Genomic DNA, 20,536 nt, shown 5'->3' on the forward strand with positions numbered 1-20,536 from the left:
GGAACTTAGGGGTTGTCCCGCACCGCGCGACTGAGTACCGTGAACCTGAAACTGGGTCTTATCGGGTGGTGGTGAATGGCAGCGCAGGGCACCGCGGGCAGCCTGGCCCGTCTGAAGGAACGCCTGGACGAAGCGGTTCACGTGGGCGAGGCCCGCGCGGCGGCCAAGCAGCACGCCAAGGGCCGGCTGACCGCCCGCGAGCGCATCGAGCGGCTGCTCGACGACGGCTCGTTCGTGGAGCTGGACGCCCTGGCCAAGGGCTCGCTCGGGTACGGCGACGGCGTGGTGACCGGCTACGGCACCGTCGACGGCCGCCAGGTGTGCGTGTTCTCCCAGGACTTCACGGTCGCGGGCGGCTCGCTGGGCGAGGTGTACGGGCAGAAGATCTGCAAGGTCATGGACCTCGCGATGCGCAACGGCTGCCCGATCGTCGGGATCAACGAGGGCGCGGGCGCCCGCATTCAGGAGGGCGTCGTCTCGCTCGGCCTGTACGGCGAGATCTTCCGCCGCAACATCCGCGCCTCCGGCGTGATCCCGCAGATCTCGCTCATCATGGGCGCCTGCGCGGGCGGGCACGTCTACTCGCCGGCGCTGACCGACTTCACCGTCATGGTGGACGAGCAGTCGCACATGTTCGTCACCGGCCCCGACGTCATCAAGACGGTGACGGGGGAGGACGTCACGTTCGAGGAGCTGGGCGGCGGCCGGGTGCACAACGCGCGCAGCGGCGTGGCCCACTACCTGGCGAGCGACGAGGAGGACGCGCTCGGCTACGTGCGGGCGCTGCTTTCCTATCTGCCGGACAACAACCTCGACGAGCCGGCGCACCCCGCGGCCGAGGCCGACCTGACGCTCACGGCCGACGACCTGGCCCTCGACGCGCTGGTGCCGGACTCGCCGAACCAGCCGTACGACATGCACGAGGTCATCACCGCGCTGCTGGACGACGGCGAGTTCCTGGAGACGCAGGAGCTGTTCGCGCCCAACATCGTGGTCGGCTTCGGCCGCGTCGAGGGCCGCCCCGTCGGCGTCGTCGCCAACCAGCCGATGCGGCTGGCCGGCACGCTCGACATCGACGCCTCCGAGAAGGCCGCCCGGTTCGTCCGCACCTGCGATGCCTTCGGCATCCCCGTGCTCACGCTGGTGGACGTGCCCGGCTTCCTGCCCGGCACCGGCCAGGAGTGGAACGGCATCATCCGGCGCGGCGCCAAGCTCCTCTACGCCTACGGCGAGGCCACCGTCCCGCTGGTCACCGTGATCACCCGCAAGGCGTACGGCGGCGCGTACGACGTCATGGGCTCCAAGCACCTCGGCGCGGACGTCAACCTGGCCTGGTCGACCGCGCAGATCGCGGTCATGGGCGCGCAGGGCGCGGTCAACGTCCTGCACCGCAGGCGGCTGGCCGCCGCCGACGACCCCGACGCGCTGCGCGCCGAACTGGTCGCCGAGTACGAGGACACCCTTGCCACCCCCTACCTGGCGGCCGAACGCGGCTACGTGGACGCGGTCATCCGGCCGAGCGAGACCCGCCGCGAGGTCACCAGGGCGCTGCGCCTGCTGCGCAACAAACGTGACGCCCTGCCGCCCAAGAAGCACGGGAACATCCCCCTGTGAACGGCCCTGTGAACGGCCCTGTGAACGGCCCTGTGAACGGCCCTGTGAACGACGCCCTCGCCCTGACGGTGGTCAGGGGCGCGCCCTCGCCGGAGGAGCTGGCCGCGCTCGTCGTGGCCGTCCACGCCACCCACGCCGCCCGGCCGGAGCCCGCCGCCGCCCGGCCCGTGACCCACCTTTGGCGCATGCCGCGCCACCCCCTCGCCCGAGGCCCGCGCGGCTGGCGGGAGTCGAGCTGGAACCTGGGAGGACGTCTGTGAGCCTGCGCAAAGTGATGGTCGCCAACCGCGGGGAGATCGCCGTCCGCGTGATCCGCGCCTGCCGGGACGCGGGCCTCGGCTCCGTCGCCGTCTACGCCGACCCCGACCGCGACGCGCTGCACGCGCGGCTGGCCGACGAGGCGTACGCGCTGGGCGGACGCTCGCCCGCCGAGACCTACCTCGACATCGCCAAGCTGCTCGACGTGGCCGCCCGCAGCGGCGCCGACGCCGTGCACCCCGGCTACGGCTTCCTGTCGGAGAACGCCGCCTTCGCGCAGGCGGTCATCGACGCCGGGCTGACCTGGATCGGCCCGCCGCCCGCCGCCATCGCCGCGCTCGGCGACAAGGTGCAGGCCAGGCACATCGCCCAGAAGGTCGGCGCGCCGCTGGTCGCCGGCACCAAGGACCCGGTCTCCGGCGCGGACGAGGTCGTCGCCTTCGCCGAGCAGCACGGCCTGCCGATCGCGATCAAGGCCGCGTACGGCGGCGGCGGGCGCGGCCTGAAGGTCGCCCGCACCCTGGAGGAGATCCCCGAGCTGTACGAGTCCGCGGTCCGCGAGGCGGTGGCCGCCTTCGGGCGCGGCGAGTGCTTCGTCGAGCGCTACCTCGACCGGCCCCGCCACGTCGAGACGCAGTGCCTGGCCGACGCCCACGGCAACGTCGTCGTGGTCTCCACCCGCGACTGCTCGCTCCAGCGCCGCCACCAGAAACTGGTCGAGGAGGCCCCGGCCCCCTTCCTCACCGCCGAGCAGGAAAGGCTGCTGCGCGAGTCCTCCAAGGCCATCCTGCGCGAGGCCGGCTACGTCGGCGCCGGCACCTGCGAGTTCCTCGTCGGCCAGGACGGCACCGTCTCCTTCCTGGAGGTCAACACCCGCCTCCAGGTCGAGCACCCGGTCACCGAGGAGGTCGCCGGCGTCGACCTGGTCCGCGAGATGTTCCGCATCGCGGGCGGCGAGACGCTCGGCTACGACGACCCGCCGCTGCGCGGCCACTCCATCGAGTTCCGCATCAACGCCGAGGACGCGGGCCGGGGCTTCCTGCCCGCGCCCGGCACCATCACCCGCTGGCGCGCCCCCTCCGGCCCGGGCATCCGCCTCGACAGCGGCTACGAGCAGGGCGAGACGGTCCCCGGCGACTACGACTCGCTGACCGCCAAGCTCGTCGTCACCGGCGCCACCCGCGCCCAGGCGCTGGAGCGCGCCCGCCGCGCCCTCGACGAGTTCGAGATCGAGGGCATGCCGACCGTGCTGCCCTTCCACCGGGCCGTGGTGACCGACCCGGCGTTCACGGCCGAGCCGTTCGCCGTGCACACCCGCTGGATCGAGACCGAGTTCGACAACCGCATCGCCCCCTACGCCGGCCAGGCCGCGGCCGGGGAGCCGCCCGTCCTGGAGCGGATCACGGTCGAGGTGGGCGGCAAACGCCTGGAGGTCGCCCTGCCGGCCGGGCTCGGCGCCGCGCCCGTCGCCGCCCCGAGGAAGCCGGCGGCCGGCCGCCGCGCGAGGAAGCAGACGGCGTCGGCGGCCGGCGGCGACGCCCTGGTCAGCCCGATGCAGGGCACGATCGTCAAGGTCGTCGTGGCCGACGGCGACACCGTGGCCGAGGGCGACCCGATCGTGGTGCTGGAGGCCATGAAGATGGAGCAGCCCCTCACCGCGCACCGCGCCGGGGTCGTGCTCGGACTGGCCGCCGAGGTCGGCGCGACGGTGGCGGCCGGCGCGGCCATCTGTGAGATCAAGGACCCCTCGTGAGCCCCGTCGTGAGCAGGGAGCGGTGGCGCGAGCTGGCGCAGGAGGTCCTGCGCAAATCGGGCAAAGAAGTCACCTCCCCCGAGGAGGCCCTGGCGACCGCCACCTACGACGGCGTCACCCTCGCCCCCCTGTACGACGCCGCCGACCTGCCCGCCGGGCCAGGACTGCCGCCCTCCGCCGGTCGCGAGCCCGGCCGGCCGTGGGAGGTGCGGCAGCGCCACGAGACCGCCGACCCCGAGGCGGTCATGACCGACCTGGAGAACGGCGCCGACTCCCTCTGGCTCGCCGTCGCCCCCGAGGACCTGCCCCGTGTCCTCGGCGGCGTGCACCTCGACCTGATCTCGATCGTGCTCGACGCCGGCCCCCGGACCTGGCAGGCGGCGGAGGCGCTGGTCGCGCTGGCCGGCGACCGGGCGGGCGCGCTGCGGGGCTGTCTCGGCGCCGACCCGCTCGGCGACGCGGCCCGTTCCGGCGCGGCGCCCGACCTGTCGGGGCTGGGGCGGCTCGCGCGGCTCCGCGCCGACCGCCTGCCCGGCATGCGGGCGATCACGGTGGACGCCACGCCCTACCACGAGGCGGGCGGCAGCGACGCCGAGGAGCTGGGCTGCTCGATCGCGACCGGCCTCGCCTACCTGCGGAGCCTCACCGAGGACGGCATCGCGGCCGGGGAGGCGTTCGGCCTGCTGGAGTTCCGCTACGCCGCCACCGCCGACCAGTTCGCCACGATCGCCAAGCTGCGGGCCGCGCGGCTGCTGTGGGCGCGGGTGGCGGAGGTGTGCGACGCGCCGCCCGCGCAGTACCAGCACGCGGTGACCTCGGCCGCGATGATGACCCGCCGCGACCCGTACACGAACATGCTGCGCACCACCCTCGCCTGCTTCGCCGCCGGGGTGGGCGGGGCCGACGCGGTGACGGTGCGGCCGTTCGACGACGCGCTCGGCCTGCCGGACGACTTCTCCCGCCGCATCGCCCGCAACACCTCCACGCTGCTGGTGGAGGAGGCCCACGTGGCGCGGACCTTCGACCCGGCGGGCGGCTCCTGGTACGTCGAGCGCCGCACCGCCGACCTGGCCGAGAAGGCGTGGGAGTGGTTCCAGGAGATCGAGGAGGCCGGCGGCATGACCGCCGCCCGGACCCTGGTCGCGGACCGGCTGGCCGCCACCCGCGCCCGCCGCGCCCGCGACCTCGCCCGGCTGAGGCCACCGATCGTCGGCGTGAGCCGCTACCCCGACCCGGCGTGGAGACCGCCCGCCCGCACGCACACCCCACGCCCGGCGGCGGAGGCGTTGCCGCGAGTCCGCCACGCCCAGGACTTCGAGGACCTGCTCGACCAGGCCGGCGAGGCCCGCCCGCGGGTGTTCCTGGCCACGCTCGGCCCGGCGGCCGAGCACGCCGCGCGGCTCGCGTTCGCGCGCGGCCTGTTCGAGGCCGGCGGCGTCGAGACGGTCACCGGCGCGCCCGGGGACTTCGCCGCCAGCGGGGCCGTGGTCGCCTGCCTGTGCGCCGCCGACCGCCGGTACGCCGCCGAGGCCGCCGACGCCGCCGCGCTGCTCCGCCGGGCGGGCGCGCGCTGGATCTGGCTGGCCGGACGCGACCGGCACGACGGCGTGGACGCCCACCTGTACGCGGGCTGCGACGTGCTCGACGTCCTCCGCACGACCCTTTCGGAGGTGACCGCGTGACGATCCCCGACTTCCGCGGCCTCGGCCTGACCGGCTCCCGGCGCCACGCGCCGCCTTCGACCGGCGCGCCGGCCTGGGACAGCCCCGAGGGCATCCCCGTCAAACCGGTCTACACGTCGGTGGAGGCGGACGGCTACGACCCGCACACCTACCCCGGCATCGCCCCCTTCGTGCGCGGGCCGTACCCGACGATGTACGTCACCCGCCCGTGGACCGTCCGCCAGTACGCGGGTTTCTCCACGGCCGAGGACTCCAACGCCTTCTACCGGCGCAACCTCGCGGCCGGGCAGAAGGGATTGTCGGTCGCGTTCGACCTGGCCACCCACCGCGGCTACGACTCCGACCACCCGCGCGTGGCGGGCGACGTCGGCATGGCCGGGGTGGCGATCGACTCGATCGCCGACATGCGCATCCTCTTCGACGGCATCCCGCTGGACCGCATGTCGGTGTCGATGACCATGAACGGCGCCGTCCTGCCCATTCTCGCCCTCTACATCGTGGCGGCCGAGGAGCAGGGGGTGAAGCCGGAGCAGCTCACGGGGACCATCCAGAACGACATCCTCAAGGAGTTCATGGTCCGCAACACCTACATCTATCCGCCGGCCCCCTCGATGCGCATCATCTCCGACATCTTCGCCTACACCAGCGAGAAGATGCCGAAGTTCAACTCGATCAGCATCTCCGGCTACCACATCCAGGAGGCCGGGGCCACCTGTGACCTGGAGCTGGCCTACACCCTGGCCGACGGCATGGAGTACCTGCGGGCGGGCACGGCGGCGGGGCTCGACATCGACGCGTTCGCGCCGCGACTGTCGTTCTTCTGGTGCATCGGCATGAACTTCTTCATGGAGGTCGCCAAGCTCCGGGCCGCCCGCCTGCTGTGGAGCCGCATCGTCGGGGACATGGGCGCCAAGGACCCCAAGTCGCTGGCTCTGCGTACGCACAGCCAGACCTCCGGCTGGTCCCTGACCGCCCAGGACGTCTACAACAACGTCGTGCGCACCTGCGTCGAGGCGATGGCCGCCACCCAGGGCCACACGCAGTCGCTGCACACCAACGCCCTGGACGAGGCTCTCGCGCTGCCGAGCGACTTCTCCGCGCGCATCGCCCGCAACACCCAGCTCGTCCTGCAGCACGAGTCGGGCATCACCCAGGTGATCGACCCGTGGGGCGGCTCCCACTACGTCGAGACGCTCACCGCCCAGCTCGCCGCGCGGGCCTGGCAGCACATCGAGGAGGTCGAGGCGGCCGGCGGCATGGCCAGGGCCATCGAGGCCGGGCTGCCGAAGCTGCGCATCGAGGAGGCAGCAGCCCGCGCCCAGGCCCGCATCGACTCCGGCACGCAGCCGGTCATCGGCGTCAACACCTACCGGCCCGCCAGCGACCAGCCCGTGGACGTGCTCAAGGTCGACAACACCGCGGTGCGCGCCACCCAGATCGAACGGCTGCGCAGGCTCCGCGCCGAGCGCGACCCCGAGGAGGTCCGCCGCGCCCTCGACGCGCTCACGGCGGGAGCCGCCGGGGACGCCAACCTCCTCGCGCTGGCCGTGGACGCCGCCCGCGCCCACGCCACCGTCGGGGAGATCTCCGACGCCCTGGAGCGGGTCTTCGGCCGCCACCAGGCCGGCGTGCGCACCATCTCGGGCGTCTACCGCAGTGAGCTCGGCTCCGGCGCCGACGCGGTCCGCGCCGCGAGCGACGCCTTCGCCAGGGACGAGGGCCGCCGGCCGCGCATCCTGGTCGCCAAGATGGGCCAGGACGGGCACGACCGCGGCCAGAAGGTGATCGCGACAGCCTTCGCCGACCTCGGCTTCGACGTGGACGTCGGCCCGCTGTTCCAGACGCCGGAGGAGGTCGCCCGTCAGGCCGTGGACGCCGACGTGCACGTGGTCGGCGTGTCCTCGCTGGCCGCCGGGCACCTGACGCTGGTGCCCGCGCTGCGCGAGGCGCTGGCCGCCGCCGGTGGCGAGGACATCATGATCGTGGTCGGCGGCGTCATCCCGCCGGGCGACGTGCCGGCGTTGCACGAGGCCGGCGTGGCGGAGGTGTTCCTGCCCGGCACCGTGATCGCCGACGCGGCCCTGAGCCTGCTGGGCAAGCTGTCCGCCCGCCTCGGGCACCAGCCCGCGTGACGATCAGAGCGGAGTCAGCACGACTCCCGGAGCGGGGAGGGGCGCTCGCGGCGCACCGCGTCGAGCGCCTGCCCCAGGTTGGCATGGAGGGTCAGGGCGTCCCCTACGCCGGTGATCCGCAGCAGGACCGCGGGCGAGCCGTGGACGGCGGCCACGTGCAGGCGCGCCGCCTGCCGGCGCAGCCGGTCCTGCTGCCGCATCAGCAGGTGCAGGCCGCCGCAGTCCATGAAGGTCAGCCCGCCGAGGTCGAGGACCATCGGCTCGCCGGGCGGCGTCGCCCCTTCCAGAAGTGACTCCAGCTCGGCGGCGTTGGTGACGTCCAGCTCACCCGTGACCGTGACCAGGATCCCGGTCGGGAGTGGCCGGCAATGCACGTTCAGAAGAGGCATGAGGCGGCCTGTCGCAGGGGGTGGTTCAACCTTCGTCAACCGAAGACTACGCCCGAAGCCGGATGCACGAAAGAGTCTTCGTCATAGATTCTTCTAGAATGCACCTTCCGTCCTGCTCGTGGTAGGCACTCGTCCCATGGAGTTCTTCTGTTACCACCGCGATCGTCCCCGCTCCGCCGCGCTGCGCGCCGAGCTGACGGAGGAGCACTGGTCCTACATGGACCGGTACGAGGCGGAGCTCATCGCCCGCGGCCCGACCCTGGCGCCCGGCGGTGAGACGGCGACGGGCAGCGTGCACATCGTCGAGCTGCCGGACCCCGTCGCCGCCCGCGCGTTCGCCTTCGACGAGCCCAACTACCAGGCCGGGGTCTACCGGGACGTGCTGCTGCGGCGCTGGCGCAACGTGCTGGGGCGCACGATGTGGGAGTTCCCCGGCGGGCGGGAGAGCGGCGACCGCTATCTCGTGCTGGGCCTCGGCTCGGGCCGCCCCGCCGACCTCGACCCGCCCGCCGGGGAGGACGACCTGATCGCGTACGGGCCGCTGCTGTCCGACGACGGCGCCTTCTGGCTCGGCACGGCGGCCCTGGTCCGGGCGGCCGGCCCGGACGAGGCCCGCGCCCTCCTGACCGCCGGCCGGTACGCCGACGTCGAGGTCCACGACTGGGACTTCGGCGGGCGGCGCTAGCGGCCGCCGGTTCACTGCCGGACGTCCGGGTGCGGCGTCCGCACGGCGATGACGGCGATGTCGTCGAGCCCGGTCGTCGGCAACGCGCTCAGCAGATGGTCGCAGAACTTGTCCGGCGGCTGCTCCGCGACGCACGCGGCGGCCGACCTGAGCCGTTCCAGGCCCCGGTCCAGGTGCTCGCCCGACCGCTCGACCAGGCCGTCGGTGTAGAGCAGGAGCGTGCTCCCCGGCGGCAGCGGCTCCACCTGCGACGGCCTCGGCTCCCCGTGGGGGAAGCCGAGCAGCGGGCTGAGGCCCCCCTCCAGGAAGCGGCCCTCGCCGTCGCGCGTGACCAGCAGCGGCGGCGGGTGCCCGGCCACCGCGTAGTGCAGCCGGTAGGCGTCGCCCGAAGGCTCGACGCGGGCGTACACGCAGGTCGCCATCACCTCGCCGACCAGCGAGTCCATCGCGAGGTTGAGCCGGGACAGTATCTCGCCCGGCGGCTCGCAGCGGTCCATGGCGAGCGCCCGCAGCATGTTGCGGATCTGGCTCATCGAGACGGCGGCGCTCAGGTCGTGCCCGGCCACGTCGCCGATCGCCACCACCGGGACGCCGTCGGGCAGGAGGAAGGAGTCGTACCAGTCGCCGCCCACCTCCGCCGCGCTCGGGCTCGCCCGGTAGCGGGCGACGATGCGCAGGTCGTCCGCGTGCGGCGGCTCGGCGAGCAGGCTGTACTGCAGCGCCAGCGCCACCTGCTGCGCCCGCTGGAACCGGATCGCCCGGCTCAGCGCGTCATGGGCATGGTCGAACATGCTCAGCAGCAGCGAGATGTCGTCCGGGCTCACCGGCGGCCGGTCACCGCACATCACGACGGCGACCACGGCGGGCACCGTCCCGTCCACCACGACCGGGAGGATCAGCACGCTGTTGGCGTCGTTCGCGACCAGCCACGGCAGCGTGCCCCCGGGCACCACGTCGGGCGGCGGCGCTCCGGCGGGGAAGGCCCTCAGCAGGGGCCGCCGCCGGCGCACCGCCGTCACGAACGCGTTGCCCCCGCCTAGCCGCTCCTCGCTGTACGGCGGCAGCCGCACCAGGCCGGGACGCGCGGCCGTGGCCATCCGCTCGACGACGAACGGCGCGCCGCCGTGCCGCTGGTCGGTGAGGTCGGTGACGAGGTAGACGCCGCACCCGTCGGCGATCTCCCGCACGATCACCTCGGCCAGCGCCCCCAGCATCTCCTGCAGGCTCCGCAGCCGGACCGTGGCCGCCGCCGCGCGGTCCCGCAGGCGTTTGCGCCGCTGCTCGTTCCACTGCTCCTCGATGTCGGTGCTCGACCCCACCCATTCCACGACCTCACCGTCCTCGCGGACGGGCACGGCGCGGATCTGGAAGTGCCGGTAGCCGCCGCTCGGCATGCGCAGCCGGTAGACGTGCTCCCACAGAGCGCTGGAGGAGGCGACCGCCTCGCTCCAGGACCGCTCCATGTCCGGCCGGTCGTCCGGGTGGATCGTCCGCAGCCAGCCGTCGCCGCGGTACTCCTCCCACGTCTGGCCGCTCAGCCGCTCCCAGCTCGGGCTCCGCTCGCTCACTTTGCCGTCGCTGTCGGTCACCCAGAAGACCTCCGCGCTGATGCGCATCAGGCTCTCGTACCGGCGCAGGACGCGGCGGCGCTGCTCGGCGAGGAGCGCCATCTCGCGGTCGGCGGCGACCTGGTCCGTCACCTCCAGCACCACCACCAGCACGCCGTGGTCGCCGGGGCCGAAGACGATCCGCGACAGGCTGGAGGTGAAGTACCGCTGCTCGGAGCCGGGACGCCTGACCATCGGCAGCTCCGGCTCGGCCGTGGCCACGATGGGCTCGCCCGTGCGGTAGACCTCGTCGAACTGCGGGCGGTAGTAGCGGCGCATGAAGTCGGCGAACACGTCCTCCATCTCGGCCGCGCCGCCGGGCCCGCCGAACAGCGACCGGTAGCGGGCGTTCGTGTAGACCAGCCGGTGTTCCGGGCCGCGCGTCACCGCCACGCCGACCGGCGCCGGGTCCAGCATCTCGAACCCCAGCCCGCTGTCCTCGCGCTCGTCGACGGCGCCCATGACCACCTCCCCCCGACGGATTCACCTACCCGGGGACGCGGCGAAGACGCAGGTCAGGATGGGTCCTCGCGCGGGGGCAGCTCGTCCGTCACCAGCAGCTCCGGGTCAGGCCGCCGCTCCCTGAGCGCCGCCCGGCCCACCATGTGCGCGGCCACGGGGGCGGTCGCGAGCTGGAACGCGCCGATGAGCACCAGCGTCGTCACGTCCACGCCCGTACGCAGCCGCAGCCCGCACCCGAGCAGCACCAGCAGCAGGCCGAGCACCTGCGGCTTGGTGGCCGCGTGCATGCGCGACAGCAGGTCGGGGAAGCGGACCAGGGCGACCCCGGCCGCGAGGCACAGCAGCGCGCCCCCGGTGAGACACACCACGGCGGCCGTGTCGAGCACCGTGTCGAGCGCCGTGTCGAGCAGGCTGTCAGGACTCATCGCGGCGGCTCCTCACGGCGAAGCGGGCCACGCTCACCGAGCCGGTGAAGCCCAGGATGGACAGCACGAGGAGCACGGGCAGCGTCGTCGCGTCGCGCCCGGCCGCGGCGGCGGTGGCGACGGCCGCGACGATGACCGCCAGCAGCACGTCGGTGGCCACGATCCGGTCGAGCACGGACGGGCCGCGGACGATCCGCGCCAGGGCGAGCACCCCGGCGCAGGCGAGCAGGACGGTGGCCATGACGGCGACGACGGTCATACGCGGGTGCCTTTCTTGTCGGCGGACGACTGCGGGCTGACGGGGTCGGGCGCGGCGACGAGCCGCCTCTCGGCCGCGGACCCGACCGCGGCGATGATGCGTTCCTCCAGCCGCCAGATGCTCCGGCGGAACCGTTCGACCTCCGCGCGGTCGCGGACGCCGAGGACGTGCACGTACAGCGTGCCGGTGGCCCGGTCGACGTCGATGACGATGCTGCCGGGCACCAGGCACAGGGCCACGGACGTGAACGTGAGGTTGAGGTCCGAGCGCACCTTCAGCGGCACGGCGATGACCGCGCTGCTCGGCCGGTGCCCCACCCGGAACGCCAGCGCCGCCACCTGCACGCTGGAGACGACCAGGTCGAGGAGGAACCGCAGGACGAAACGGAGCACCCCCGGCAGGGAGACGCGCCCGGAGAACGTCACCGGCGGCAGCGGGAACACGGCGAGGACGACGGCCGCGACGGCCAGGCCGCCGAGGACGTTCGCCCAGGTGAACGAGCCCCACAGCAGGCACCACACGGTGACCAGCACGGCGACGGCGACGGCCCGGTTGCGCAGCCGGTCGCGCCGGCTCAGCGGCGCGGGGCTCATGGCGCGCCGCCCGGGTAGACGCCCCGCACGTACGGGACCCGCTCCAGCAGGTCGCCGGCGATCGCGCCGCTGAGGTCGAACAGCGGCCCGGCGACCGCGGTGAGCCCCACGCCGAGCACCACCAGCGCGGCCGTGGAGGTGACCATCAGCGCGGGAAGCGTCACGACGGAGCTCCGCCCGTCCTCATCAGTGCGCGGGGCGCGCCAGAAGGCCAGGTTCCACACCCGGGCGACGGCGTAGAGGGTGAGCAGGCTCGTCAGCAGCCCGCCCGCCACCAGCGCCCAGGCCATCGGGTGCCTCTGCGCGGCCCCGGCCTGCAGCAGCCCGGTCTTGCCGAGGAACCCGGAGAACGGCGGGATGCCGGCCAGGTTGAGCGCGGGGACGAGGAACAGCACCCCGAGCAGCGGCGAGACACGCGCGAGCCCGCCGAGCCGGTCCAGCACGGTGCTGCCGCCGCGCCGCTCGACCAGGCCGACGGCGAGGAACAACGTCGTCTGGATCAGGATGTGGTGCACCACGTAGAAGATCGCCGCGGCCAGGCCGAGCACGGTGGTGAGCCCGACCCCGAACAACATGTAACCGATGTGGCTGACCAGCGTGAACGACAGCAGGCGCTTGATGTCGGACTGCGCGATCGCGCCGAGGATGCCGACCAGCATCGTCAGCAGCGCCGCCGCCAGCAGCAGGCCGCCCGTCCGCCCGCCGGGGAACAACAGCGTCTCGGTACGGATGATCGCGTACACACCGACCTTGGTCAGCAGACCGGCGAAGACCGCGGTCACCGGGGCAGGAGCGGTGGGATAGCTGTCCGGCAGCCACGCCGACAGCGGGAAGATCGCCGCCTTGACGCCGAACGCGAGCAGCAGCATGCCCTGCAGCATCAGCCGCAGGTTGTCCGGCAGCACGTCGAGCCGCCCGGCGAGCTGCGCGAGGTTGAGCGTGCCGGTGGCCGCGTAGACGAGCCCGATGGCGGTCAGGAAGATGATCGAGGAGAGCAGGCTGACCACGACGTACGTCGTGCCGGCCCGGATGCGGTTCTCCGTGCCGCCGAGGGTGAGCAGCACGTAGCTGGACACCAGCAGGATCTCGAAACCGACATAGAGATTGAACAGGTCACCGGACAGGAACGCGGTGGTGACGCCCGCGGTGAGCACCAGATACGTCGGGTGGTACACCGACAGCGGCGTCTCCTCGTCGCCGTCGGCCAGCCCCTGGCCGATGGAGTACACCAGCACGGCGAGGGTGACGGCCGCCGAGACGACCAGCATGAGCGCGGCGAACCGGTCGGCGACCAGGACGATGCCGAGCGGCGCCGTCCAGCCGCCCACCTCCACGACGAGCGGGCCGTGGAGCGAGGTGAGGACCAGCAGGGCGGCGGCGACGAGCAGGCCCGCGCCGAGCACGGTGAGGCTGACGGCCCGCTGCGCGTTCGGGCGCCGGGCCAGCATCAGCGTCAGCGCCGCGCCGAGCAGCGGCATCACCACCGGCAGGGGGACGAGGGCGGTCGTCATGGCGGCTCCGTCACGTGGCCGCGCCGCGGATCGCCGCCGTTGACGCTGTTGAGGCTGCCGATGCCGTCGGGAAGGTCCGCGTCCTGCTCGGCGAGCCGCACGATCCGGCGGTCCTCGACGTCGTCCTGCACCTCGTCGTGCCCGGTGAGCAGCCAGGTGCGCGAGGCCATCGCGAGCAGGAACGCGGTCATGCCGAGCGTGATGACGATGGCGGTGAGGACCATCGCCTGCGGCAGCGGATCGCTCATCCCCTCCTGCCCGGCGAGGCCGGCGATGGGCGCCGTGCCGGCCTGGCCGCCCGTGAGGATCAGCAGGTTCACGCCGTTGCCGAGCAGGATCACCCCCAGCAGGATCCGGGTGAGGCTGCGCTCCAGCAGCAGGGTCACCCCGGCGGCGAACAGCACGCCGATGGTGACCACGTAGGTGAGGTTCGGGGTCACACCGGTTCCTCCTTCATCGTCTTCACTGAGGAGTCGTCCATGGAGATGTCGTCGGCCCCGATCGGGGCGCCGAGGCTGCGCAGGATGTCCAGCACCAGGGCGACGACGATGAGGTACACGCCGATGTCGAAGAAGACCGACGTGACGAGGTGGACCTCGCCCAGCACCGGCAGGCTCAGGTCCAGCGTCGCGCTCTGCAGCACGTCCCCGCCCAGCAGCATCGCCGCCGCGCCCGTGCCGACCGAGACGAACAGGCCCGCGCCGAGCACGGCGCCCGCGTCGACGGGCGCGGCCGCGTTCAGCTCCGCCCGGCCGCCGGCCAGGTAGCGCACGGTCAGGGCGAGCCCGCAGACCAGCCCGGCGGCGAACCCGCCGCCCGGGGCGTTGTGGCCGGAGAAGAGCAGGTAGACCGAGAGCAGCACGATGACGTGGAACAGCAGCCGGGTGACCACCTGCAGGATGATCGAGGTGCCCTCGGTCGCCGGGCGCGGCGCGGTGGCGAGCCACCGTCCCGCGACCGGCGTCCTGGACGCCGGCCCCGGGCTGCCCGTACGCCGGCGCAGCGCCGCGCTGCCACGGAAGATCAGGCTGGCCACGCCGGTCGCGGCCGCCACGAGCACCGCGATCTCGCCCATGGTGTCCCAGGCCCTGATGTCGACGAGGATGACGTTCACGACGTTGTCGCCCCCGCCGTAGGACACCGCCAGGTCGGCGAACCCCGACGAGATCGGCTCCGCCTGCCGGGCGCTCGTGGCGGCGTACGCCATGCCGGCGGCGACCACGCCCACGGCCACGCCGATCGCGGCGCGCCCGCGCCGGCTGGGCCGCCGGGAGAACCTGGGCGGCAGGCGGCGCAGCACGAGCACGAACATCGCGATGGTGACGGTCTCCACCAGGAACTGCGTCAGCGCCAGGTCGGGCGCGCCGTGCAGGACGAACAGCACGGCGGTGCCGTAACCGGTCACCCCGACCAGGATCATGGCGGTGAGCCGGCGCGACGCGCGGACGGCGATGACCGCCGCGACGATCACCCCGGCGGCGACGACCGCCTGCGCGGGCGTGTCCCAGGCGCGGCCCTCCGCCGACCACGGCCGCCCGGCCAGCATCACCCCGCCGGGCAGCGCGACCATGACGAGCAGGATGACGCCGAGGGAGAACGGCAGCGAGCCGCGCTGGGTGGCCCCGGTCAGCTCCACCGCGAGCCGGCCCACCCAGGTCAGCACCCGGTCGTAGGCCCGGGCGCCGGTGGACCGCACCCCGCCGGGCAAGCGGGCGGCGAGCAGGAACAGCCCGGCGCCCACGGCGAGCGCCAGCGCGCTCAGCCCCAGCGCGGGCGTGAACCCGTGCCACAGCGCGAGCTGGTACGGCACCACGATCGCGTGCCCGTCCCCGCTCTGCGCCGCAGCGATCTGCACGGCGTCAGCCTGCGCGGCGCCGATCTGCGCTGTGCCGGCCTGCGCGGCGCCGATCTGCGCGGCGTCAGCCTGCCCATCGCCGACGGCGCCGGCCTGTGCGGCGCCGGCGTACACAGCGCCGGCGTACACGGTGTCGGCGTACACCGCCAGCATCCGGTCCACCGCCGGCGCGAACCCGCCCACCGCGAGCCCGGCCACGGCCAGCACCGCCGCCGGCCCCGCGAAGGCCCACCCGATCCGGCGCGGCCGGGCGGGCGTCACCGCCGGCTTGGTGGCGAAGACGCCCCGGAGCAGCCGCAGCGTGTACGCCACGGTGAGCGCCGAGCCGAGCACCAGTCCGCCGAGCACGACCCGCTCCACCGCCGAGCCGTGCAGCAGCGCCTCGAAGATCGCCTCCTTGGCGACGAACCCGGCCGTCGGCGGCAGCCCCGCCATCGACGCCCCCGCGAGGACGGCGACCGCCGCCAGCCACGGCGCACGCCGGCCGAGGCCGCTCAGCTCGCGCAGGTCCCTGGTGCCGGTCGAGCGGTCCACGACGCCGACGACGAGGAAGAGCGTGGCCTTGAACAGCGCGTGCGCCAGCAGCATCGCCGTGCCCGCGAGCGCCGCGTCGCGGCTCCCCGCCCCGAACACCGCCATGAGCAGCCCGAGCTGGCTGACCGTCCCGTGGGCGAGCAGCAGCTTCGCGTCGTGCTGCCGCAACGCCGTCCACCCGCCGACGAGCATGGTGAGCGTGCCGGCGACCAGCAGCACCGCCCGCCACGCCGTCTCCTCGCCGAACGCGGGCGTCATCAGCGCGGTCAGGAACACCCCGGCCTTCACCATCGCCGCCGCGTGCAGGTAGGCGCTCACCGGGGTGGGCGCGGCCATGGCGGCGGGCAGCCAGAAGCTGAAGGGGAAGATCGCCGACTTGCTGAGCGCGCCGAGCAGGACGAGCAGCAGCGCCACCGTCAGATAGGCGCCGTCCGGCAGCGCCCCGGCGAGCTGCGACCACCGGTAGGTCCCGGCGTGCTGCCCGAGCATGACGAAACCGGCCAGCATCGCCAGCCCGCCGAGCGTGGTGACGAGCAGGGCCTGCGTCGCGGCCGCCCGGCTCGCCCGCCGGGCCGCGTCATGGCCGATCAGCAGGTACGAAAGGACGGTGGTCAGCTCCCAGAACACGTACAGCACGAGCAGGTTGTCGCTGACGACCAGCCCGAGCATGGCGCCGGCGAACGCGACGAACAGCGCGGCGAAGCGCCCGAGCCGGTCGTCCCCGGCGGCGAAGTAGCGGGCGCTGTAGGCGAGGACCAGCGCGCCGACCCCGCCGACGAGCACGATCATCAGCCAGCCGAGCGCGCCCACCTGGACGGCGAGTTCGAGGCCGAGCCCCGGCACCCACGGATAAGCTCCGGCGACGGCGCGGCCGGCGAGGATCGGGCCGGTGTTGGCCAGCGCCCACGCCAGCGACGCGGCGGGGACCGCCGCCAGCAGGTAGAGGGCCCGCCGGCCGAGCCGGCGGACCGCGAGGGGCGCGGCCACGGCGGCGAGCGCGTGCGCGGCGACGAGCAGGAGCGCTCCCGGCGCGCCCAGCAGCAGGTGCGGTGCGCTCATGGGGGCTCCGTCAGGGCGGCGAAAGGCGTTCCGGCGGACGAGAGGGCGGCGGCGGGTGCGGCAGTGGTGGCGGTGGCGGGTGCTGCGGTGGCGGGTGCGGCGGTGGCGGGTGCTGCGGTGGCGGGTGCGGCGGTGGCGGGTGCGGCGATGGCGGGCGGCGGAATCCGGGCAGGAAGGCGTCGCTCGGGGTAGATCCTCGGTCTCCGATCCTCAGATGACGTGTTGCCGGCTTACGAGCGGGCCTCGGGGACGAGGGAGGCCAGGCGCCGCTCGATCTCGCTCAGCCGGTCCGTGAGCGGGCGGCTGTGCAGCAGGTCGGCGAGCTGGTCGGCCTCCTGCTGGTCGAGATCCACGGTGTGGGCCGGAGTGTCGGGATCGGCTCGGTCGTACAGGACCAGGGAGTGTTGCCCGGTTCGGGAGACGATGACGGCGAGGCGGTCGCCCTCCCGGGTGTCGAGGTGGTGGACGGTTCCGATGCCCGGGACGGTAGCGTGCGTGATGTGCACGGTTGAACAGCTCCTTTCGTCGCATGGTCGTGCGGCCGCCTCGGCAGCGTGCGTGGGCGGATCCGCCCTGCTTCCAGTGTCGTCGCGGGCCGTCGGCGGCACCATCGGGTCCAACACCCATTTCCGGGGGTGGCCACCATGTAGCTGGCCACGGAAGCGGCCGCTGGTTGGACAGATCCCGGCGGCGTCGGTGAGGCTGGAGACATGAGCTCGCCGACCAGCGGAAACCAGGAGGCACACCGGGAGACGCGCCGGGGGACGCCGCCGCGTGCGCCGCGTTCGCCGGCGTCGGCGCTGTTCCGGCGCCTGTTCCTGTTCAATGGGCTCGTCTTCGCCACCGGGCTGACCGCGCTGGCGCTGTCGCCGGCCACGGTGTCCTCGCCGGTCCTGCTGAACGAGCTGCCGATCCTCGCCGTCGGCCTCGCGGCGATGCTCACCGCCAACGCGCTGGTGCTGCGCACCAGCCTGGCCCCGCTCGGCGCGCTGACCGTCCTCATGGAGCGGGTCGACCTGGTGCGCTCCAGCGACCGCATCGCCTCCAGCGGCAACGGCGACCTCGGCAACCTGATCGACACCTTCAACGCCATGCTGGACCGGCTGGAGGCCGAGCGCAGCTCCAGCGCCGCCCACGCCCTCGCCGCCCAGGAGGGCGAGCGCCAGCGCATCGCGCGGGAGCTGCACGACGAGATCGGGCAGAGCCTCACCGCGGTCCTGCTCACCCTGAAGCGCGTCGTGGACCGCGCGCCCGCGGAGCTGTGCGACGAGCTGCGCGCGGCGCAGGAGACGGTCCGCTCCAGCCTGGACGAGGTCAGGCGGGTCGCCCGCCGGCTGCGGCCCGGCCCGCTGGAGGACCTGGGGCTCATCAGCGCCATGAACTCCCTGGCCACCGACTTCTCCGCGCTGAGCGGCGCGACGGTGACCCGGCTGCTGGACTCGCGGCTGCCGCAGGTGAGCGGCGACACCGAGCTCGTCATCTACCGCATCGCCCAGGAGTGCCTGACCAACATCGCCCGGCACGCCCGCGCCACCCACGTGGAGCTGTCGCTGCGCGCCGAGGACGGGGCCGTCGTGCTGCGCATCACCGACGACGGCGTGGGCGGCCCGATCCGCGAGGGCGCCGGCATCCGCGGGATGCGCGAGCGGGCCATGCTCATCGGCGCCGACCTCGCCATCGAGAGCGCGCCCACGCGGGGCACCCGCATACGCCTCACGGTGCCCATCCCCGTCCCCGAAGCCGCCGATTCGCGAGAGTGAGTGCATGCAAGCGCAGCCGACCCGGATCCTGCTCGCCGACGACCACGCCCTCGTACGCCACGGGCTGCGGCTCATCCTGGACGCCGAGCCCGACCTGACCGTCGTCGCGGAGGCGGGCGACGGCGCCGAGGCCGTCGAGCTGGCCACCCGCGGCCAGGTCCCGATCGACCTGGCCATCCTCGACATCGCGATGCCGCGCATGACCGGCATCCAGGCCGCCCGCGAGATCTCCCGCCGCGCGCCCGGCGTCCGGCTGCTGATGCTCTCGATGTACGACAACGAGCAGTACTTCTTCGAGTCGCTGAAGGCCGGCGCCAGCGGCTACGTGCTCAAGTCGGTGGCCGACCGCGACCTGCTGGAGGCGTGCCGCGCGGCCATGCGCGGCGAGCCGTTCGTCTACCCGGGGGCGATCACCGCGCTCATCCGCGACTACCTCCAGCGGCACCGGCAGGGCGAGCCGGTGCCCGACACCGTGCTCACCCCGCGCGAGGAGGAGATCGTCAAGCTCATCGCCGAGGGCCACTCCTCCAAGGACATCGCCGGCATCCTGGTCATCAGCGTCAAGACCGTCGAACGGCACCGGGCGAACATCCTGGCCAAGCTCGGCCTGCGCGACCGGCTGGAGCTGACCAGGCACGCCATCAGGGCGGGCCTGGTCGAGCCCTGACCCCTGCCGGTCAGCGGAGGGGGTCGAACTCGGCCAGCGCCCCGGGCTGCTTGCCCGTGGTGATCTGCTCGGCCAGCAGCCGCCCGGTGATCGGGCCGTGCGCCATGCCCCACATGCCGTGGCCGCCCGCCACGTACACGGTGGGGGCCGTCGTCGCGCCGACCAGCGGCCGGCCGTCGGCGGTGACCGGGCGCGGCCCCACCCACGTGTCGCTGCGCTCGTCGAGGCGCACGCCCCGCAGCAGCGGCCGTACGGAGGCGATGAGGGCCTCCAGCCGGGCCGGCACCTGCGGCGCGTCCGGGTCACGGAACTCCATGGTGCCCGCCACCCGCAGCCCGCCCTGGTACGGCGTGCACGCCACGCGCACGCCGGGCAGGTAGACCGGCCCGTGGACGGGACGCTCGACCGGCACGGTGAAGGAGTAGCCGCGGCCCGCGCGCAGCGGGACGCGCACGCCCCACTTGCCGGCCAGGCGGGGCAGCCACGCGCCGGTGGCCAGCACCACCGCGTCGGCGGACAGCACCGTGCCCTTGGCCGAGCTGACGATCGCCTTCCTGCCGTCGGTGCGCACGTCGTCGACCTCGACGGCGTACACGGTCGCGCCGCGCCGCATCACGGCCCGGCCCAGGGCGTGCACGAACGCGCCCGGGTCCACGTAGCGCTGCCCGTCGATCCGCACCCCGGTGGTCAGCGCCTCGCCGGCGAGCGGGACCTGCTCGGCCAGCCGCTCGCCGTCCAGCACGGCGTGCTCGACGCGCTGCCCGATGGCCTCCAGCCTGCGCAGCTCGCGCAGCAGGCCCTCGGCCTCGGCGCGGGTGCGGAACGCGGCGGTGATCGGCGCCGCGACCACGGGCGCGGACACGCCGCTGCCGGCCAGCACCTCGTACGCCTCCACGCACTCGTCGTTGAGCGGCAGGTTGGCGCGGGCCGCGCGGGTCCACGACCGCCAGCGGCTGTTGGCCGCGAAGCGGGTCAGGAACGTCCACAGCCCAGGGTCGAGGGTCGCGGGCACGTGCAGCGGCGCGGCCGGGTCGAGCAGCGAGCGCAGGCCGTAGCGCACCACGGCCGGCTCGTTCAGCGGGATGGCCAGGCCCGGCGCGATCCAGCCCGCGTTGCCCCAGGACGCGCCGGCCGCCAGGCCGCCGCGGTCGACCACGTCGACCTGGACACCGCGCTCCTGCAGGAACCACGCGGTGGACAGGCCCACGATGCCCGCGCCCACCACGATCACCGAACGCGGCCAGTTGCCGACCATGCCACCCTCCGACGTAGAACGACTCTCGCTGTCCCA

The 20,536-nt window shown here is 73.9% G+C and carries 17 protein-coding genes and 3 pseudogenes; 9 read left to right on the forward strand and 11 right to left on the reverse strand.

Annotated features, from left to right (window positions below; all coding sequences use genetic code 11):
• Positions 1-75 precede the first annotated feature (75 nt).
• The 5 genes from ACBR40_RS26245 to scpA are packed head-to-tail and all read left to right on the forward strand — an operon-like array spanning position 76 to position 7,439.
• On the forward strand, positions 76-1,614 hold the full coding sequence (locus ACBR40_RS26245; protein ID WP_344206426.1) for an acyl-CoA carboxylase subunit beta: 1,539 nt from the start codon (positions 76-78) through the stop codon (positions 1,612-1,614).
• Between the two features lie 32 nt (positions 1,615-1,646).
• A complete protein-coding gene (locus ACBR40_RS26250) occupies positions 1,647-1,874 on the forward strand; it encodes an acyl-CoA carboxylase subunit epsilon (protein ID WP_371250457.1) in 228 nt (75 codons plus the stop codon).
• Positions 1,875-1,876: 2 nt separating this feature from the next.
• The gene (locus ACBR40_RS26255) at positions 1,877-3,625 is read left to right on the forward strand and encodes a biotin carboxylase N-terminal domain-containing protein (protein WP_371250623.1); all 1,749 of its coding nucleotides are present in this window, start codon (positions 1,877-1,879) and stop codon (positions 3,623-3,625) included.
• On the forward strand, positions 3,622-5,307 hold the full coding sequence (locus ACBR40_RS26260; RefSeq protein WP_371250458.1) for a methylmalonyl-CoA mutase subunit beta: 1,686 nt from the start codon (positions 3,622-3,624) through the stop codon (positions 5,305-5,307). Before ACBR40_RS26255 ends, ACBR40_RS26260 begins: the two co-directional genes overlap by 4 nt.
• Before the next feature lie 26 nt (positions 5,308-5,333).
• Positions 5,334-7,439: a methylmalonyl-CoA mutase gene (gene scpA, locus ACBR40_RS26265; protein WP_371250624.1), complete on the forward strand. Its 2,106-nt coding sequence runs from the start codon at positions 5,334-5,336 to the stop codon at positions 7,437-7,439.
• 14 nt (positions 7,440-7,453) lie between these two features.
• Here scpA and ACBR40_RS26270 read toward each other — a convergent pair whose 3' ends face one another.
• Positions 7,454-7,828 (reverse strand): STAS domain-containing protein, encoded by a 375-nt coding sequence (locus ACBR40_RS26270; protein ID WP_371250459.1) that lies wholly within the window; start codon positions 7,826-7,828, stop codon positions 7,454-7,456.
• A 136-nt stretch (positions 7,829-7,964) separates the two neighbouring features.
• Here ACBR40_RS26270 and ACBR40_RS26275 point away from each other — a divergent pair, with 136 nt between their 5' ends.
• Positions 7,965-8,513 (forward strand): YciI family protein, encoded by a 549-nt coding sequence (locus ACBR40_RS26275; RefSeq protein ID WP_371250460.1) that lies wholly within the window; start codon positions 7,965-7,967, stop codon positions 8,511-8,513.
• Positions 8,514-8,524: 11 nt separating this feature from the next.
• Here ACBR40_RS26275 and ACBR40_RS26280 read toward each other — a convergent pair whose 3' ends face one another.
• The 7 genes and pseudogenes from ACBR40_RS26280 to mbhE form a co-directional block, all read right to left on the reverse strand.
• Positions 8,525-10,582 (reverse strand): SpoIIE family protein phosphatase, encoded by a 2,058-nt coding sequence (locus ACBR40_RS26280; RefSeq protein ID WP_371250461.1) that lies wholly within the window; start codon positions 10,580-10,582, stop codon positions 8,525-8,527.
• 53 nt (positions 10,583-10,635) lie between these two features.
• Positions 10,636-11,007, reverse strand: a complete 372-nt coding sequence (gene mnhG, locus ACBR40_RS26285) for a monovalent cation/H(+) antiporter subunit G (protein WP_371250462.1) — start codon at positions 11,005-11,007, stop codon at positions 10,636-10,638.
• On the reverse strand, positions 10,997-11,266 hold the full coding sequence (locus ACBR40_RS26290) for a monovalent cation/H+ antiporter complex subunit F (protein WP_364457291.1): 270 nt from the start codon (positions 11,264-11,266) through the stop codon (positions 10,997-10,999). The genes mnhG and ACBR40_RS26290 overlap by 11 nt, the downstream gene beginning before the upstream one ends.
• Complete coding sequence (locus ACBR40_RS26295; RefSeq protein ID WP_371250463.1) at positions 11,263-11,859, reverse strand: Na+/H+ antiporter subunit E; 597 nt, start codon at positions 11,857-11,859, stop codon at positions 11,263-11,265. The genes ACBR40_RS26290 and ACBR40_RS26295 overlap by 4 nt, the downstream gene beginning before the upstream one ends.
• The gene (locus ACBR40_RS26300; protein ID WP_371250464.1) at positions 11,856-13,370 is read right to left on the reverse strand and encodes a Na+/H+ antiporter subunit D; all 1,515 of its coding nucleotides are present in this window, start codon (positions 13,368-13,370) and stop codon (positions 11,856-11,858) included. The genes ACBR40_RS26295 and ACBR40_RS26300 overlap by 4 nt, the downstream gene beginning before the upstream one ends.
• A gap of 83 nt (positions 13,371-13,453) precedes the next feature.
• Positions 13,454-13,810, reverse strand: a pseudogene (locus ACBR40_RS26305) (Na(+)/H(+) antiporter subunit C); the annotation flags it as partial.
• The gene (mbhE, locus tag ACBR40_RS26310; RefSeq protein WP_371250625.1) at positions 13,807-14,940 is read right to left on the reverse strand and encodes a hydrogen gas-evolving membrane-bound hydrogenase subunit E; all 1,134 of its coding nucleotides are present in this window, start codon (positions 14,938-14,940) and stop codon (positions 13,807-13,809) included. The gene mbhE and the pseudogene ACBR40_RS26305, both read right to left, overlap by 4 nt.
• Positions 14,941-15,189: 249 nt before the next feature.
• Between mbhE and ACBR40_RS26315 the strand changes: the two are divergent.
• Positions 15,190-15,255, forward strand: a pseudogene (locus tag ACBR40_RS26315) (hypothetical protein); the annotation flags it as partial.
• Positions 15,256-15,579: 324 nt separating this feature from the next.
• Here the strand turns inward: ACBR40_RS26315 and ACBR40_RS26320 are convergent.
• Together ACBR40_RS26320 and ACBR40_RS26325 are read right to left on the reverse strand one after the other, a co-directional pair.
• Positions 15,580-16,818 (reverse strand): annotated as a pseudogene (locus ACBR40_RS26320) (proton-conducting transporter membrane subunit); the annotation flags it as partial.
• Positions 16,819-17,048: 230 nt separating this feature from the next.
• Positions 17,049-17,324: a hypothetical protein gene (locus ACBR40_RS26325; protein WP_371250465.1), complete on the reverse strand. Its 276-nt coding sequence runs from the start codon at positions 17,322-17,324 to the stop codon at positions 17,049-17,051.
• 204 nt (positions 17,325-17,528) lie between these two features.
• Between ACBR40_RS26325 and ACBR40_RS26330 the strand changes: the two genes are divergently transcribed.
• Together ACBR40_RS26330 and ACBR40_RS26335 are read left to right on the forward strand one after the other, a co-directional pair.
• The gene (locus ACBR40_RS26330; RefSeq protein ID WP_371250466.1) at positions 17,529-18,578 is read left to right on the forward strand and encodes a histidine kinase; all 1,050 of its coding nucleotides are present in this window, start codon (positions 17,529-17,531) and stop codon (positions 18,576-18,578) included.
• A gap of 4 nt (positions 18,579-18,582) precedes the next feature.
• A complete protein-coding gene (locus ACBR40_RS26335; protein WP_344219512.1) occupies positions 18,583-19,245 on the forward strand; it encodes a response regulator transcription factor in 663 nt (220 codons plus the stop codon).
• Between the two features lie 10 nt (positions 19,246-19,255).
• On the opposite strand, the gene ACBR40_RS26340 is transcribed toward ACBR40_RS26335, so the two are convergent.
• Positions 19,256-20,500, reverse strand: a complete 1,245-nt coding sequence (locus tag ACBR40_RS26340) for an FAD-dependent oxidoreductase (RefSeq protein ID WP_344219510.1) — start codon at positions 20,498-20,500, stop codon at positions 19,256-19,258.
• Between the last annotated feature and the right edge of the window lie 36 nt (positions 20,501-20,536).

Source organism: Nonomuraea sp. AD125B, assembly GCF_041402765.1.
In the GTDB taxonomy this organism is placed as follows: Bacteria; Actinomycetota; Actinomycetes; order Streptosporangiales; family Streptosporangiaceae; genus Nonomuraea; species Nonomuraea bangladeshensis.